Annotated in this window: 15 protein-coding genes; all 15 read left to right on the top strand. The window is 72.3% G+C overall.

Translation table 11 applies throughout. The annotated features are described in order from the left end of the window. Positions 1–54: 54 nt before the first annotated feature. The 15 genes from OG611_RS09185 (at position 55) to OG611_RS09255 (ending at position 15973) form a co-directional block, all read left to right on the top strand. The gene (locus tag OG611_RS09185; protein ID WP_266417340.1) at positions 55–1653 is read left to right on the top strand and encodes a polyamine aminopropyltransferase; all 1599 of its coding nucleotides are present in this window, start codon (positions 55–57) and stop codon (positions 1651–1653) included. Positions 1654–1853: 200 nt separating this feature from the next. After that, entirely contained in the window at positions 1854–2846 is a 993-nt protein-coding gene (locus OG611_RS09190; RefSeq protein ID WP_266417342.1) for an SRPBCC domain-containing protein, read from the top strand. 25 nt (positions 2847–2871) lie between these two features. After that, entirely contained in the window at positions 2872–3672 is an 801-nt protein-coding gene (locus OG611_RS09195) for an aldose 1-epimerase (RefSeq protein ID WP_266417345.1), read from the top strand. 78 nt (positions 3673–3750) lie between these two features. After that, on the top strand, positions 3751–4290 hold the full coding sequence (gene pyrE / locus OG611_RS09200; RefSeq protein ID WP_266417348.1) for an orotate phosphoribosyltransferase: 540 nt from the start codon (positions 3751–3753) through the stop codon (positions 4288–4290). A 212-nt stretch (positions 4291–4502) separates the two neighbouring features. Continuing rightward, positions 4503–5525, top strand: coding sequence for a class II fructose-bisphosphate aldolase (gene fbaA, locus OG611_RS09205; protein WP_266417350.1), 1023 nt, complete (start codon positions 4503–4505; stop codon positions 5523–5525). Between the two features lie 100 nt (positions 5526–5625). Then, positions 5626–6801, top strand: coding sequence for a MalY/PatB family protein (locus tag OG611_RS09210; protein ID WP_266417352.1), 1176 nt, complete (start codon positions 5626–5628; stop codon positions 6799–6801). 11 nt (positions 6802–6812) lie between these two features. Further along, the gene (locus OG611_RS09215) at positions 6813–7616 is read left to right on the top strand and encodes an ankyrin repeat domain-containing protein (protein ID WP_266417355.1); all 804 of its coding nucleotides are present in this window, start codon (positions 6813–6815) and stop codon (positions 7614–7616) included. Positions 7617–7678: 62 nt separating this feature from the next. Beyond that, a complete protein-coding gene (locus tag OG611_RS09220) occupies positions 7679–9205 on the top strand; it encodes an MFS transporter (protein ID WP_266417357.1) in 1527 nt (508 codons plus the stop codon). 85 nt (positions 9206–9290) lie between these two features. Continuing rightward, on the top strand, positions 9291–9704 hold the full coding sequence (locus OG611_RS09225) for a DUF3151 domain-containing protein (protein ID WP_266417359.1): 414 nt from the start codon (positions 9291–9293) through the stop codon (positions 9702–9704). A 400-nt stretch (positions 9705–10104) separates the two neighbouring features. After that, the gene (locus tag OG611_RS09230; RefSeq protein ID WP_266417362.1) at positions 10105–10953 is read left to right on the top strand and encodes a tryptophan 2,3-dioxygenase family protein; all 849 of its coding nucleotides are present in this window, start codon (positions 10105–10107) and stop codon (positions 10951–10953) included. Then, positions 10946–12136 (top strand): kynureninase, encoded by a 1191-nt coding sequence (kynU, locus tag OG611_RS09235; RefSeq protein ID WP_266417364.1) that lies wholly within the window; start codon positions 10946–10948, stop codon positions 12134–12136. Before OG611_RS09230 ends, kynU begins: the two co-directional genes overlap by 8 nt. Positions 12137–12232: 96 nt before the next feature. Then, entirely contained in the window at positions 12233–12856 is a 624-nt protein-coding gene (locus OG611_RS09240) for an SUKH-4 family immunity protein (protein ID WP_266417367.1), read from the top strand. Between the two features lie 102 nt (positions 12857–12958). After that, a complete protein-coding gene (locus tag OG611_RS09245) occupies positions 12959–13834 on the top strand; it encodes a S9 family peptidase (RefSeq protein WP_266417370.1) in 876 nt (291 codons plus the stop codon). A 142-nt stretch (positions 13835–13976) separates the two neighbouring features. Beyond that, on the top strand, positions 13977–15299 hold the full coding sequence (locus OG611_RS09250; RefSeq protein WP_266425684.1) for a sensor histidine kinase: 1323 nt from the start codon (positions 13977–13979) through the stop codon (positions 15297–15299). Then, complete coding sequence (locus tag OG611_RS09255; RefSeq protein WP_266417374.1) at positions 15296–15973, top strand: response regulator transcription factor; 678 nt, start codon at positions 15296–15298, stop codon at positions 15971–15973. Before OG611_RS09250 ends, OG611_RS09255 begins: the two co-directional genes overlap by 4 nt. Positions 15974–15996 lie beyond the last annotated feature (23 nt).

The following is a 15996-nucleotide window of genomic DNA, read 5'->3' on the forward strand; positions in this document are numbered from 1 at the left end:
TTACACCCTTGTGGGTGACAGGCTGCGATGTGATCGTGACGTAGCGTTCGCATCATGATCGACCAGCAGGTGTCGCTGCGAGGGGGCGCGGCGTGTCTTCCCGTACGGCCGAGGACCGGTCGGTATCTCGTGCTGGCCGCTGTCTTCGTCTGTGCTGCCTGCGGTCTGGTGTACGAGCTCGAACTGGTGGCGCTCGCCTCCTATTTGATCGGTGATTCCGTCACCCAGGCATCGGTCGTGCTCTCCGTGATGGTGTTCGCGATGGGTGTCGGATCGCTTCTCGCGAAACGTTTACGCAGCCATGCCGCAGTGGGGTTCGGGCTGATCGAGGCGGCCCTCGCGCTCGTCGGCGGTTCCTCGGCGCTCGTGCTGTACGCGTCGTTCGCCTGGATCGGGGAGTCGCGGTACGCCCTGGTCGGGTTCTCGCTCACGATCGGCATCCTGATCGGTGCGGAGATTCCGCTGCTGATGACCTTGATCCAGCGCGTCGACCGGCAGGACGCGGGCGGCGCCGTCGCGGATCTCTTCGCCGCCGACTACGTGGGCGCGCTGGTCGGCGGCCTCGCGTTTCCTTTCCTGCTGCTGCCGGTGCTCGGACAGCTCACCGGGGCGCTGTTCACCGGCGCGGTCAACGCGGCGGCGGGCGGGGCGCTGGTGCTGTGCGTGTTCCGGCGGGATCTCAACCCGCGCTCCCGCTGGCTGTTGATCCTGTTCAACGTGGCGGTGATCGCCGTGCTGGCCGTCGCCACCGCACTGGTCGACGACTTCGAGCGGGCGGCGCGGCGCGCGGTGTACGGGGACGGGGTGCGGGTCGCGATGCAGACCGAGGTGCAGGAGGTGGTGCTGACCGGGTCGGGCCGCAGCTCCCTGGATCTGTATCTGGACGGGCGGCTGCGGGTCAGCGCGCGCGACGAGTACCGCTACCACGAGGCGCTGGTGCACCCCGCGATGAACGGGCCGCACGCCCGCGTCCTGATCCTGGGCGGCGGCGACGGCCTCGCTGCCCGGGAGGTGCTGCGCTATCCGGACGTACGCGACGTCACCGTGGTCGAGCTGGACCAGGGCGTCACCCGGTTGGCCCGTACCGACCGGGCGCTCTCGGAGCTGAACGGCCACGCGTTCCGCGACCCGCGGCTCACGGCGGTCACCGCGGACGCCTTCAACTGGCTGCGGGCGGCGCACGGCCGCTATGACGTGGTGATCTCCGATCTGCCCGATCCGGGGATCTCCACCAGCACGAAGCTCTACTCGGCGGAGTTCTACGGGCTGGTCGCCGAGGCACTCGCGCCCGGCGGCCGGGTGGTGGTGCACGGGGGCCCGCCGGTCTCCCGGCCACGTACGTTCTGGACGGTCGAGGCGTCGATGCGGGCGGCGGGCCTGCACACCCGCCCGTACTGGATGAGCGGCCGGCTCTCGGATTCCGCGGCCGGTCCCGACCGGGCCACGCACCGGGCGCGCCCCGCGCACGGCTGGGGCTTCGTCCTCGCCGGTCCGGGGAAGGGGCCGGAGCTCGGTCTCGCCGTGAGGGCGCCGTCGCTGCGGTCGATCACGGAGCCCGCGCTGGTGAACGCGGGACGGGAGGCGGAGCGGGCGCGGCCGGCGGGGCTGCCGCCGTCGACGCTGGTGCATCCGCGGTACTGGGAGGACCGGTGAGTGCGGCGTGGCTTTTCTCATGTGTCTGCGGAGGGCCGGGGAGCCGGGTGCGGTTCTGCCGTGCGCGGAGAGCCGCGGTAGCCGGGGATGGTTCTGCCGTGTGGAGGGCCGGGGGGTCGGGGGCGTGGCCCGTGTGCCCGGTGGCCTCGCGGGGGCGGAACCGCTGACGTGACGGCCGGGGCTGAGTAGGCTCGGTTTCCATGGAGCATGAGGTGTTCGTTCCGGTTCCGGTCCCGTCCCTCCGGCGGACGCTGGGTGACCCCGCCCGCGTCGCGCGATGCGTGCCGGGGCTTCAGCAGGACGCCGACGCGTCCGCGGGCCCGCTGTCCGGCCGGCTCAAGATCCGGGTCGACGGCCACACGATCACGTACCGCGGCGCGCTGAGACTGACCGATGCGCCGCAGGACGGCCCGGAGGGGGCGCGCGGGGAAGCGGTCCTGGTGACCGGCGAGGGCTCCGAGGCCAGGGGAAGCGGCTCGGTGAAGCTGACCCTGACCATCGGCCTGACCGAGCGGGACGGCGGTACGGCGATCGGGTTCGCGGGTACGGCGAGCGGTGACGGCCGGCTGCTGGAGCTGGACGCGGCGGCGGCGCTCGCGGCGGCCCGCCGGCTGCTGGACCGCTTCGCCCAGCAGCTGGTGACGGAGACGCTGGCGGCCGGCGAAGAGATGGGCGAGGAGACCGGCGAGGTGCTCGGGGAGGCCGAGCGGTCCGTCGGGGAAGCGGTGGAGCAGGCCATCGAGGAGGCGGCCGAGGAGGCCGACACGACCGGCGTCGCCGACGACACCCCGCCCACTCATGACGCGGCGGCCGACGAGGCGCCCTCCGCAGGCGCGGGAAAGCCCGAGGAGCCCACCGCCGGGGAGCCGGAGAAGCCGGAGGAGCCCGGGAACCCGCCGGGTACCGGCTCCGTCTTCGACGCGCCCGTGCCCCCGCCGTCGCTCGACCCGGTCTCCGAGGTGGAGTTCACCGTCCCCGAAGGCCCCCCGGCGGAGGCCGCGCACGCCAGGCGCACCATGATCGGCCGCAGCGCCGAGGAGGTCGACCACGCGCCGCCGCGCGGCCGGTACGCGCCCGTCCCGTCACCCGATTCGACCACCGCGGGCGCCACGCTCCGCTGGGTCGCCCCGGCCGCCGCGCTCGCGCTGGCGTCCGCCGTGGTGGTGAGCCGGGCACTGAGGCGGCGGCGGTAGCGGCCGCGCCAGTAATCTCGGTCGGGTGAGTAGCAGCGAGAAGGACGTCCGGCTGTCCGTCGGCGACGCAGAGTTGACCGTGAATCCCGCCAACGGCTGTCGCATCGACAGTCTGCGGATCGGTGGCACCGAGCTGCTGCGGCAGGGGGAGCGGTACGGCTGCTTCCCGATGGTGCCGTGGTGCGGGCGCACCGGGAACGGGCTGTTCCACAACGGCGACGTTCCGCACCGGTTGCCGCTCAACTCCCCGCCGCACGCCATCCACGGCACCGGCCGGGACACCGCCTGGCACACCGCCCGGCTGGGCGAGCGGGAGGCGTCGTTCTACTACGACCTCGTCGACCCCTGGCCGTATCCGGGCCGGGTGACCCAGACCTTCGAGCTGGCCGAGGATTCGCTCACGCTCGCCTTCGGCATCGAGACGTACGGGGACTCGTTCCCGGCGCAGGCCGGCTGGCACCCCTGGTTCCTGCGCAACCTCGGCGGGGGTGGCAAGGACGCACAGCTGGCCTTCGACCCGGCCTGGCAGGAGGAGCGGGGCGAGGACCATCTCCCGACCGGCCGCCGCATCCCGCCCCTGGGCGGCCCCTGGGACGACTGCTTCGGGATGCCGGACGGCGTCGAGGTGACGCTCACCTGGCCGGAGCAGCTGGAGCTGACCGTGAAGAGCCGGGACGAGTGGGTCGTGATCTACGACGAGCAGGACGAGGCGGTCTGTGTGGAGCCGCAGTCCGGCCCGCCGAACGGGCTGAACACCGCGCCCCGCTATGTCACCCCGATCGATCCGCTGGAGATCTCGACGACGTGGAGCTGGCGCCGGCTCTGACCCGGCCCCGACTCGGCTCCGGCCCGGCTCGGGAGTCGGCGCGAGTTGATGCGAGACGCGCGCCTTAAGCTCGTAGCCATGACTGACGTACGTGCTGACCTGCTCCAGCAGATCAAGGACAAGGCCGTGGTACACGGCAAAGTGACCCTCTCGTCGGGTCTTGAGGCCGACTGGTACATCGACCTGCGCCGCATCACGCTGGACGGCAAGGCCGCTCCGATGGTCGGTCAGGTCATGCTCGACGCGACCGCCGAGCTGGACTACGACTGCGTGGGCGGGCTGACGCTGGGCGCCGACCCGGTCGCCACCTCGATGCTGCACGCCTCCGCCGCGCGTGGGCAGGAGCTGGACGCGTTCGTCGTCCGCAAGGCGCAGAAGGCGCACGGGATGCAGCGCCGCATCGAGGGCACGGACGTGAAGGGCCGCCGCTGTCTGGTGGTCGAGGACACCTCGACCACCGGCGGTTCGCCGCTGACGGCCGTCGAGGCGGTGCGCGAGGCCGGTGGCGAGGTCGTGGCCGTGGCCGTGATCGTGGAGCGCGGTGCGGCTCCGGCCATCGCCGAGGCCGGTCTCCCGTATGTCCACGTCTACTCGGTGGCCGATCTCGATCTGGCCTGACGACCGGATCGACCTGCGGTTTCTTCCAGGGGTGGGCCGTTTCACGTGAAACGGCCCACCCCTTCCGCAGGTCCGGGCTCCGTGCACCGGAGCGCTGGGGCGGTGGGCCGGGTGGAGCCGGAGCGAGAGTCTGGGAAGATGGGGGCGACGATGACGTCGCCCCCAGGTCAGGGAACCAGCACGCACACCCGCACATCCCAAGGAGCGGTCAGATGCCCATCGCAACCCCCGAGGTCTACGCCGAGATGCTCGACCGGGCGAAGGCAGGCAAGTTCGCCTACCCGGCCATCAATGTGACGTCGACCCAGACCCTGCACGCTGCACTGCGCGGCTTCGCGGAGGCGGAGAGCGACGGCATCGTCCAGATCTCCACCGGTGGGGCGGAATTCCTGGGCGGCCAGTACAACAAGGACATGGTCACCGGCGCCGTCGCCCTGGCCGAGTTCGCGCACATCGTCGCCGCCAAGTACGACATCACGGTCGCGCTGCACACCGACCACTGCCCCAAGGACAAGCTGGACGGTTACGTACGTCCGCTGCTCGACATCTCCGCCGAGCGCGTCGCCCGGGGTGAGAACCCGCTGTTCCAGAGCCACATGTGGGACGGTTCGGCCGAGACGCTGGCCGACAACCTGGCCATCGGCCAGGAGCTGCTGGCCAAGGCCGCCGCCGCCAAGATCATTCTTGAGGTCGAGATCACCCCGACCGGCGGCGAGGAGGACGGCGTCACGCACGAGATCAACGACGAGCTGTACACCACCGTCGACGACGCGCTGCGCACCGCCGAGGCGCTCGGCCTGGGCGAGAAGGGCCGCTACCTGCTGGCCGCCTCCTTCGGCAACGTCCACGGTGTCTACAAGCCGGGCAACGTCGTGCTCCGTCCCGAGCTGCTGAAGGACCTCCAGGAGGGCGTCGGCGCCAAGTACGGCAAGAAGTCGCCGTTCGACTTCGTCTTCCACGGCGGCTCCGGCTCCACCGAGCAGGAGATCGCCACCGCGCTGGAGAACGGCGTCGTGAAGATGAACCTCGACACCGACACCCAGTACGCCTTCACCCGCCCGATCGTGGACCACATGTTCCGCAACTACGACGGTGTGCTGAAGGTCGACGGCGAGGTCGGCAACAAGAAGGTCTACGACCCGCGCAGCTGGGGCAAGTCCGCCGAGGCGGGCATGGCCAAGCGCGTCACGGAGGCCTGCGCCAACCTGCGCTCCACCGGCACCAAGCTGAAGTAGCGGCCGGTACGAAGTGTGGTCGTGGGCCCGGCACCCCGTGGGGTGCCGGGCCCACGGCATGTCCGAGAGACGTCTTCCGAGCGATATATGAGGGGTCGCTGTGAGTTCCACTGCGCGCTATGACTTCGACACCGTCGTCGACCGCCGGGGCACCTGGTGCGTCCAGTGGGACGGGGTGGCGGACCGGTTCGGGGTGGACGGGCTGCTGCCGTTCACCATCTCCGACATGGACTTCGAGACCGCCCCGCAGGTGCTGAGCGCACTGCGCTCCCGTCTCGACCACGGAGTGTTCGGCTACACGGACTGGCGGCAGGACGACTTCCGCTCGGCGGTAGCCCACTGGTACGCGACCCGGCACGGCACGGAGGTGGACACCGGGCAGCTGGTGTACGGGCCCTCCGTGCTCAGCCAGCTCTCGCAACTGCTGCAGATGTGGACGTCGCAGGGCGAGGGCGTGGTCGTCCACACCCCCACCTACGACGGTTTCCGCAAGGCGATCACCGGGCTCGGGCGTGAGTTGCGGGGCGTGCCGGTGGGGGACCGGGCCGCGCTGGAACGCGAGCTCGCCCGCCCCGACAGCAAGGTCCTGGTCCTGTGCTCGCCGCACAATCCGACGGGCCGGGTGTGGACGGAGGCGGAGCTGGGCGAGATGGCGTCGCTCGCCGCGCGGTACGGGGTCGCGGTGATCAGCGACGAGATACACGCGGACTTCGTGCACGAGGGGCATGCGCATGTGCCGTGGACCCGGGTCGCGGGCGACGGGCGCTGGGCGCTGGTCACCTCCGCGTCGAAGGCGTTCAACTTCCCGGCGCTGACCGGTTCGTACGGGCTGATCGGCGATCCGGCCGACCGGGCGGAGTTCCTGCGCCGGATGGAGACGGCCGAGGGGCTCGCCTCCCCGGCGGTGCTGTCGCTGACCGCGCACATCGCCGCGTACCGGGAGTCGGAGGCGTGGCTGGACGCGCTCCGGGGGTATGTCGCCGGGAATCTGGCGCTGGTCGCGCAGCGGTTGAACGAGGCGTTCCCGGAGCTGGGGTGGCAGCCGCCGCAGGCCGGGTATCTGGCCTGGATCGATCTGCGGCCCGCGGGCGTCGACGGCGACGAGGCGTTGCAGCGGGTGCTGGTCGAGCAGGAGAAGGTCGCGGTGATGCCGGGCGGTGTGTACGGGGCGGAGGGCTTCGTGCGGCTGAACGTGGGGTGCCCGCGCTCCAAGGCGGAGGCCGGGGTGGATGCGCTGATCCGGGGCGTACGTGCCGTGACGGCGCGGGCGTCGTAGGGTCTGCCGCCATGGATGTGTTCGAAGCCGCGCGCGACGGCGACCTCGCCGCGGTGCGGGCCGCCCTGGACGCCGGATTCGATGTCGCCGCGGTCGATGAGCAGGGGTGGAGCCTGCTGCACCGGGCCGCGACGGGAGCGGAGGCGGACCCGGCCCGTGCGGCTGCCGTCCTCGCTGCGCTGCTGGACGCCGGGGCGCCCGTGGAGCATCCGGGCGGTGACGGGCGCACCGCCCTCTACCTCGCCGCCGAGTTCTCGCAGTCGCCCGAAGCCGTCGAGCTGCTGATCGCCCGCGGGGCGGACCCCGACATCACCGACGGCCATGGCAACCACGTCACGGTCAACGCCTGGGCCCCGGAGGTCGCCGCGCTCCTGGCGGCCGCCGCCGGAGTCGGGCCGCCGGCACCGGACGAGCCGGGTTCCGCGCCGGAGCGGAAGCTGTCGCGGGCGGAATGGCGCGCGGCGAAGAAGCGGATCGGTGAGGTGCTGGCCGGGCTGGACGCGGCGGGGTTCGTCGCCCTCGCCGACGCCGGAACCACCCAGTCCGACGGCTTCGACGACTGCTCCGAGGCCGCCGGGGAACGGGGCCGCGGCCCGGACGGCCTCGTCGGGTTCTGCTACTACACGCGCCAGGACGCCGCACGCGCCCGGAAGACGGGACATCTCCTCCTGGCGTTCTGGGGCGCACCGGACGGCAGCACCCGGAAGATGGAACACGCCGGTGAACTCGTCGTCCGGGCGTTCCGCGGAGCCGGCTTCCCCGTGGACTGGAACGGTGCGGGCGACAGCCGCCCCTCCGTCGACCTGACGGGCTGACCCCGCCGGCCGGGCGCCCCCGCCCGATGGCCCTTCCGGCACGGAGCGGGGATGCTGCTCGTATGCCTGACGCAGCCGAGACGGGAGCCATCCGCGTCGCCTCCGCCACCGGACGCTGGGTCGTCCTCACCACCGTCCTCGGCTCCAGCATGGCCATGCTGGACTCCACCGTCATCAACGTCGCCCTGCCCCGTATCGGCAAGGACCTCGGCACCGACCTGGCCGCCCTCCAGTGGACCGTCACCGCCTACATGCTGACCCTCGCCGGGCTGATCCTCCTCGGCGGCGCCCTGGGCGACCGGTACGGGCGGCGGAGGGTCTTCGTCGTCGGCGTCATCTGGTTCGCCGCCGCGTCCGTGCTGTGCGGCCTGGCGCCGAACGCCGCCGTCCTGATCGCCGCCCGCGCCCTCCAGGGCATCGGCGGGGCGCTCCTCACGCCCGGTTCGCTGGCCCTGATCCAGGCGAGCTTCCACCCCGACGACCGGGCCCGCGCGGTCGGGCTGTGGTCGGGGCTCGGCGGGGTCGGGGCCGCGATCGGGCCGTTCGTCGGCGGATGGCTCGTCGACGGGCCGGGCTGGCGGTGGGTGTTCCTGCTCAACGTGCCGCTCGCCGTGGTCTGCGTGCCGGTGGCGCTGCGCCACGTACCGGAGTCGCGCGACCCGCACGCACACGGGCGCTTCGACGTGCTGGGCGCCGTGCTCGGGGCCCTCGCCCTCGCCCTGGTGACCTACGCGCTGATCGAGGCGCCGGGGCAGGGGGCGTCCGGCGTGGTGATCGGGGCGGCCGTCGGCGGGGTCCTGCTCGGGGCGGTCTTCGTGCAGGTGGAGCGCACCCGGGCGGAACCGATGCTGCCGCCCTCCGTCTTCGCGTCCCGGCAGTTCACCGTCGTCAACATCATCACCCTCTGCGTGTACGCGGCGCTCGGCGGCTACTTCTTCCTCGCCGCGATCCAGCTCCAGGTGGTGGCCGGGTACTCGGCACTCGGCGCGGGCACGGCGCTACTGCCGACGACGGTCCTGATGCTGCTCTTCTCGGCCGCCTCGGGCGAACTGGGGCAGCGCATCGGGCCCCGTATCCCGCTCACCGTCGGCCCGCTGGTCGCCGCTGCGGGAATGCTGCTGATGCTGCGGGTCGGGCCCGGATCGAACTCCGTCTCCGGCTACCTCACCGATGTGCTTCCCGCGGTCGCCGTCCTCGGCGTCGGACTCGTCACCCTGGTCGCCCCGCTCACCGCGACCGTCCTGGCCTCCGTGGACACCGCACGGGCCGGCCTGGCCAGCGGGATCAACAACGCGGCCGCCCGCGCCGCGGGGCTGATCGCGGTGGCTGCGCTGCCGCTGCTCGCCGGAATGGGCCCGGAGGCCTACCGGAACCCCGACCAGTTCGCGGTGACCTTCCGCCGGGCCATGCCGATGTGCGCCGGGCTGCTCGTGCTGGGGGCGGTGATCGCCTGGGCGACGGTACGCAGACCCCCGGTCGCGGCCGACGAGGAGGAGCAGGCGCGGCCCGAGTGCACGGTGCACTGCGGCATCGCCGCCCCGCCTCTGGAGCCCGTGCACGAGAAGGAGGAGAACCCGGGCCCGAGCTGACCGTCCGAGCCAAGCGTCCGAGCCGGGCGTCCGACCCGGGCGCCCGGGTACCCCCGGCACGCATGTGCCAGGCACACTTGAACCCATGTCGATCCACGAGAACCTGCTCGGGGGCCCTCCCCCGACCCACCTGCCCGACGACCCGGAGCCGCGCGAGCTGCTCGCGAACGGCACGGCCCCCGCCGATGTCGCCGCGAAGTACCCGACCTCCTCCCTGGCCTGGGCACAGCTCGCCGACGAGGCGTTCGACGGCGGCCGCGTCATCGAGTCGTACGCCTACGCCCGCACCGGCTACCACCGCGGCCTCGACGCACTGCGCAGGGCCGGCTGGAAGGGCCACGGCCCCGTACCGTTCGAGCACGAGCCGAACCGCGGCTTCCTGCGCGCCCTGCACGCCCTGGCGCGGGCCGCCCGGTCGATCGGTGAGCAGGAGGAGTACGAGCGCTGCTCGACGTTCCTGCGCGAGTCCTCGCCGACCGCCGCCGAGACCCTCGGCTAAGGGCTGTCCCGTAATCCCTGGCGGGCGTGCGACGACAGCTACGGCACCTCGCCGCGTTGTCGGAACGCCCGAATACATCCAGTATTCGGGCGTCCCTCCGCCTTGCGATGCACCGCATCTGACGCCGCACGCTGATCCACCAGGGATTACGGGACAGCCCTTAGGGTCTTTCGTTTGGATCAGGCCGGATCAGGGAGCGTGCGTGCCAGGCCCCGCGAGCCCGGCATGATCCAAACGAAAGGCCCTGGAGCTTTCCGCCGGACCCCGCGGACAGGTGGTACGTCCGCGGGGTCTGCGCACTCCTGGGGCGTCCGTCTAGGATGCCGACAGGGGACCGGAGCTCCATCACCTCACGGAAGGGGCGGACCGCTACCCGGAAGCTTGTGTCGAGGAGACAGCAATGTCGACGATCCACCCCGACCCCGAAGCCACCGGTGCGCAGACCCCGCACCTCGACTTCGCGGGAACGACTCCGTACGAGGACTATGTCCAGGCGGATGTCCTGACCCACCTCCAACACCTTCGCTCCGACGATCCGGGCGAGATGGTCTTCCTGGTCACCACCCAGGTCATGGAGCTGTGGTTCACCGTCATCGTCCACGAGTGGGAGACCGCCGCGCACGCCCTGCGCGAGGACCGGCTGACCGTCGCACGCGACGCGCTCAAGCGCTCGGTGCGGGAGCTGGAGGCACTCAACGCCTCCTGGACCCCGCTCGCCCAGCTCACCCCCGCCCAGTTCAACTCCTACCGCTCCGCCCTCGGCGAGGGCTCCGGATTCCAGTCGGCGATGTACCGGCGGATGGAGTTCCTGCTGGGCGACAAGTCCGCGTCCATGCTCGTGCCGCACCGGGGCGCGCCCCGCGTCCACGCCGAGCTGGAGAAGGCGCTCGGCGAGCCGAGTCTCTACGACGAGACGCTCGCCCTGCTCGCCCGGCGCGGGTTCGCCGTGCCGCAGGCCGTGCTCGGCCGGGACCTGGCGCAGAAGTACGAGCCGTCCTCCGAGGTCGAGGCGGTCTGGGCGGAGATATACGCCGCCCCGGAACAGCACGAGGATCTGGTCCGGCTCGGCGAGGCGCTCACCGATGTCGGTGAACTGGTGTGGCGCTGGCGCAACGACCATCTCGTCGCCACCCGGCGCGCGATGGGTTCGAAGACCGGGACCGGCGGCTCCGCAGGGGTCGCCTGGCTGGAGAAGCGGGCCACGAAGAACGTCTTCCCCGAGCTGTGGACGGCGCGCAGCCATGTCTGAGTCCTTCGCCGCGAGGGCCGCGGCACTCGACGCCGCCGATCAACTCGCCGATCTGCGGAAGCTGTTCACCCTCGACGACGGGGTGTACCTCGACGGCAACTCGCTCGGCGCGCTGCCGCGACACGTTCCCGCCCGGGTGCAGGAGGTCCTCACCCGGGAGTGGGGCGAGCTGCGCATCCGGTCCTGGGACGAGAGCGGCTGGTGGACCGCGCCGGAACGGATCGGTGACCGGATCGCCCCGCTCGTCGGGGCCGCCGCCGGCCAGATCGTCGTCGGTGACTCGACCAGCGTGAACGTCTTCAAGGCCGTCGTCGCGGCCACCCGGCTGGCGCCGGAGGGGCGCGACGAGATCCTCGTCGACGCGACGACCTTCCCCACCGACGGGTACATCGCCGAATCCGCGGCCCGGATGACCGGTCACCGGCTCGTCCCGGTCGCCCCCGCCGAGGTGCCCGGCGCGCTGGGCCCCCGTACCGCGGCTGTTCTGCTCAACCACGTCGACTACCGCACCGGCAGGCTCCACGACCTGCCCGGACTCACCGCTGCCGTGCACGAGGCGGGCGCCATCGCCGTCTGGGACCTGTGCCACAGCGCGGGCGCCCTGCCCGTCGGCCTCGACGAGCACGGCGTGGACCTGGCGGTCGGCTGCACGTACAAGTACCTGAACGGCGGCCCCGGTTCGCCCGCCTACATCTACGTCGCCGAACGCCACCAGGCGGTCTTCGACTCACCGCTGCCGGGGTGGACGTCGCACGCCGACCCGTTCGGCATGACCCCCGCGTACGCCCCGGCCGACGGCGCCGTACGGGGCCGGGTCGGCACCCCCGACATCGTCTCCATGCTGGCGCTCGAAGCGTCGCTCGACGTGTGGGACGGGGTGTCGGTCGAGGCGGTACGGGCCAAGTCCCTGGCGCTGACGGACTTCTTCCTGGAGTGCGTCGCCGGGTACGTGCCCGAGGGCCGGGTCACCTCGGTGACCCCGGCCGCGCACGCGGAACGCGGCAGCCAGGTCGCGTTGCGCTGCGCGGGCGCGGAGCCGGTGATGAGCGCGCTCATCGCGCGGGGCGTCGTCGGGGACCTGCGCCGGCCGGACGTACTGCGGTTCGGATTCACGCCGCTGTACGTCGGTTTCGCGGACGTGGAACGGGCGGCGCGGGCGCTGGCCGAGGTGCTGGCGGGCTAGGAGTTCCGGTCGGGTCAGGGCGCTGTCGGCGCCCTGACCCGCCGCGGGCACGGGCAGGATGTGGTGCGACGGCAGCGGACGACGGGGGTACACCACATGATTTTCGACATCGGCCGCGACGAGGGCGGCCCCGTCCCCACCGTGCCGCCGCCCGGCTGGGTGCGGGCCTCGCGCACGGTCCTGTCCGGCGTGGTGCGACGGCCGGACGACCTCCGCGTACTGTGCGAACTGGGCTTCCCGCAGGGACCGTTCCGGATGGCCCCGCCCCTCGCGGCCGAGGAATGCGCCGTGGAACGGTCCACGCTGGTGCACCTCGGCGACGAAGTGGAGATCGTGGAGCGGGAGTTCGGCGAGCTGCTGCTCTTCGGAGCGGTCCAGGGCTGGTACCTCTTCCTGCACCTCGATGACGGCACCGTGCACGCCTTCCCGGACGAGATCGCACTCTTTCCGGGGGATTTCCGCCCGGTGCACGCGGATCTCTCCTCGCTGCGGCACCTGCTCGGCCTGCTGCACCGGCGAAAGCTCCGGGTGGCGCGCGAGTGCACGGGCGGCGACCAGCGTGCGCCCTACGCCGAACTCGCCCGGTTCGCCGAAGGGGTGCGGGCCGAATTCGACGGCGCCGATCCCGCGGTCTTCTCCGAGGACAGCCCCTGGACCTACTTCTTCGGTGATTTCGAGGGCGGTCTGTACGGGGCGTACTACTACCGGCTGGAGCGGTAGTGAGACCGGGCGGTCCGCCGCCGGGGGACGGGAGCCTTCCGTACTGGTACCGTCCCCGCAGGTCAGGCCAGTTGGGCACAGCTACAGGACGGTTGGAGCAGCATGTCGGATTCTGCCGCGCGTGATCGGGACGCAGCCGAGACCGAGTCGGCCCTCTCGCATCCACCGGTCGCGCCCGACGCATCCGCCGCCTACGGCAGCCACCCCGACCAGCTGATCGACTTCTACGCCCCGCGCGACGGGCGGACCGGGGCGCCGGTCGTGGTCGTCCTGCACGGCGGGTCGTGGCGGGCGCCGTACGACCGGCAGCATGTGTCGCCCTTCGCGGACTTCCTGGCCCGGCGCGGATTCGCCGTCGCCAGCGTCGAGTACCGGCGCGGCAGCGAGATCCCGCAGCAGCGGGGGGCCGGTCCGGTGGCGGGCCGTTGGCCGGAGACCTTCGACGATGTCGCCGCGGCGATGGACGCGCTGCCGGCGCTGCTGGCCCGGGAACTCCCTCAGGCCGATGCCCGGCGGATCGTCGTCACCGGGCACTCCGCGGGCGGGCAGCTGGCCCTGTGGGCCGCCGCCCGGCACGTACTGCCCGAGGGCTCGCCGTGGCGGCTGCCCGCGCCGCCGCAGCTGCGGGGCGTCGTCGCCCTCGCGCCGATCGCCGACTTCGCCACCGCCGTCGGGCTGGACGTGTGCTCCGGGGCGGTCGGTCAATTCCTCGGCCGCGAGGAGGACTTCGGGGAGCGGGCCCCGCACGCCGACCCGGCCGTGCTGCTGCCCACCGGCATCGCCACCACCGTGGTGCAGGGCACCACCGACTTCGATGTGCCGCAGGCGGTCGCGGAGGCGTTCGTCGACGCGGCGGCGAAGGCGGGCGAGACGGTGGGGCTGACCCTGCTGCCCGACGTCGGCCACTACCCGCTGATCGACCCGGCGGCGGACGCGTGCGCGGTGGTGGCGGAGGAGCTCGCACAGCTGGCCTGGTGAGGGCGGGGACGGCGGTGCGGAGGAGTCCGTAGTACTTGCGACGGACGGCACAGGATCCGTATCACTGCTGACGACCGGGCCCCGGCCCGCCCCCTACCGTGGAAGCGTGACCGAGACCAAGAACAGAAGTCCGGAGTACCGGATGGCCGCGGGGGCGATAGGCGGCCTCCGGCAGGCCCTCTTCCACGATGCGTTCGCCTACCGCCCGATGCCGCGACTGCGGATCGACGGGCCGGTGATCCGCCGGCTGCCGAAGCGGGTGCGGGCGCGTGCCACCTGGGCGCCGCACGCGATGGTGGTGCTGGCCGCGCTCATCGTCTTCCTGACGGAGGCCTCCCGGACGAGCTTTCCGGCCGCCGAGGTGATCGCGGCGCTCCCGGCCGTCTGCGTCGTGATGACGCTGGTCAGGCCGGTCGGGGCGTTCTGGATGTCGCTCGCGTCGACCCCGGTGACCGCGATGCTCGGCGGCGACGGGTGGCCGTGGGGGCCGAGCACGTTCTTCGCGCACCTGGTCGTGCTGGTCGTCGTCGCGGTCAGGACCGGGCCGCGCACCGCCGCCTGGATGTGGGGCCTGACCGTACTGCTCGGCACGTTCATGGAGAACGCCGTCTGGCGCTCCGGGACCACCACCGTGGGCATGGCGCTGACCTCCGCGTTCGCCCTGCTCATGGTCTCCATGGTGCAGATCCGCCGTGAGGCGGAGCGCGAGGTGACCGTGCAGCGCACCGTGACCGCCGTCGAACGCGACCGGCGCACGCTGCTGGAGGAGCGCACCACCATCGCCCGTGAGCTGCACGACGTGGTCGCCCACCACATGTCGGTCGTCGCGATCCAGGCCGAGGCCGCCCCGTACCGGGTGGAGAATCCGCCGCCCGAGCTGGAGCAGGCCTTCGTCACGATCCGGGAGAACGCCGTCGCCGCCCTCACCGAACTGCGCCGGGTCCTCGGTGTCGTACGGGCCGAGGACTACCAGGCGCCGGACGCCCCGCAGCCGACCCTCGCCCAGCTCGACGGGCTCCTCGCCAATGTGCGCGAGGCGGGCCTGGAGACGGAGAAGACGATCACCGGTGCGGTGCGTGAGCTGCCGCAGGGGGTCGAGCTGTCCGCGTACCGGATCATCCAGGAAGCCCTCAGCAACACGCTGCGGCACGCACCGGGCGCATCCGCCAAGGTGGAGATCGGCTATGTGCTGGGCGGGCTCGGTCTGCGGGTCGTCAACGGGCCGCCCACCGGTCCGGTGAAGCCCTCGCCGGGGGCCGGTCACGGGATCACGGGGATGCGGGAGCGGGTCGCGATGCTGAACGGCGACATGACGGCCGAGGCGACGGGCGAGGGCGGTTACGAGATCGCCGCGTTCATCCCCGTGCAGGCCGATCCCGAGTCCCAGGAGCAGGACGGGACGCGCGGGGCCGGGCCGGTCGGGTTCGGGAAGACGGAGCGGGCGGAACAGGCGGACCGAGCATGAGCACCCCCACCACCCCGCCCATCCGGGTGCTGATCGTGGACGACCAGATGATGGTCCGCGAGGGCTTCTCGGTGCTGCTCAACGCCATGCCGGGGATCGAGGTCGTCGGCGAGGCGGTCGACGGACGGCAGGCCATCGCGCAGGTCGCGGCCCTGCGCCCCGATGTGGTCCTGATGGACATCCGGATGCCGGAACTCAACGGCATCGAGGCCACGCGCGAGATCGTCGCCGCCGACGCGGACGCCAAGGTGCTGGTGCTGACCACCTTCGACCTCGACGAGTACGTCTACCAGGCGCTGCGCGCCGGGGCGTCGGGCTTCCTCCTCAAGGACGCCTCCGCGCGCCAGCTCGCGGACGGGGTACGGGTGGTGGCCGCCGGTGAGGCGCTGCTCGCCCCGACCGTCACCAAGCGGCTGATCAACGAGTTCTCGAAGCTCGCGGAGTCCCCGCGCTCGCCCGCCCTCGCCCGGATCGGCGACCTCACCGAGCGCGAGACGGAGGTGCTCGTCCTCATCGCGCAGGGCCGGTCCAACGCCGAGATCGCCTCGCATCTGGTGGTCGCGGAGTCCACCATCAAGACGCATGTGAGCCGCATCCTGGTGAAGCTGGGGCTGCGGGACCGCACCCAGGCGGCCGTCTTCGCGTACGAGGCCCGGCTGGTCACACCGTCCTGAGGTGCCGGGGGCATGGGTTGCGC

It is taken from the genome of Streptomyces sp. NBC_01363, assembly GCF_026340595.1.
Lineage (GTDB): Bacteria > Actinomycetota > Actinomycetes > Streptomycetales > Streptomycetaceae > Streptomyces.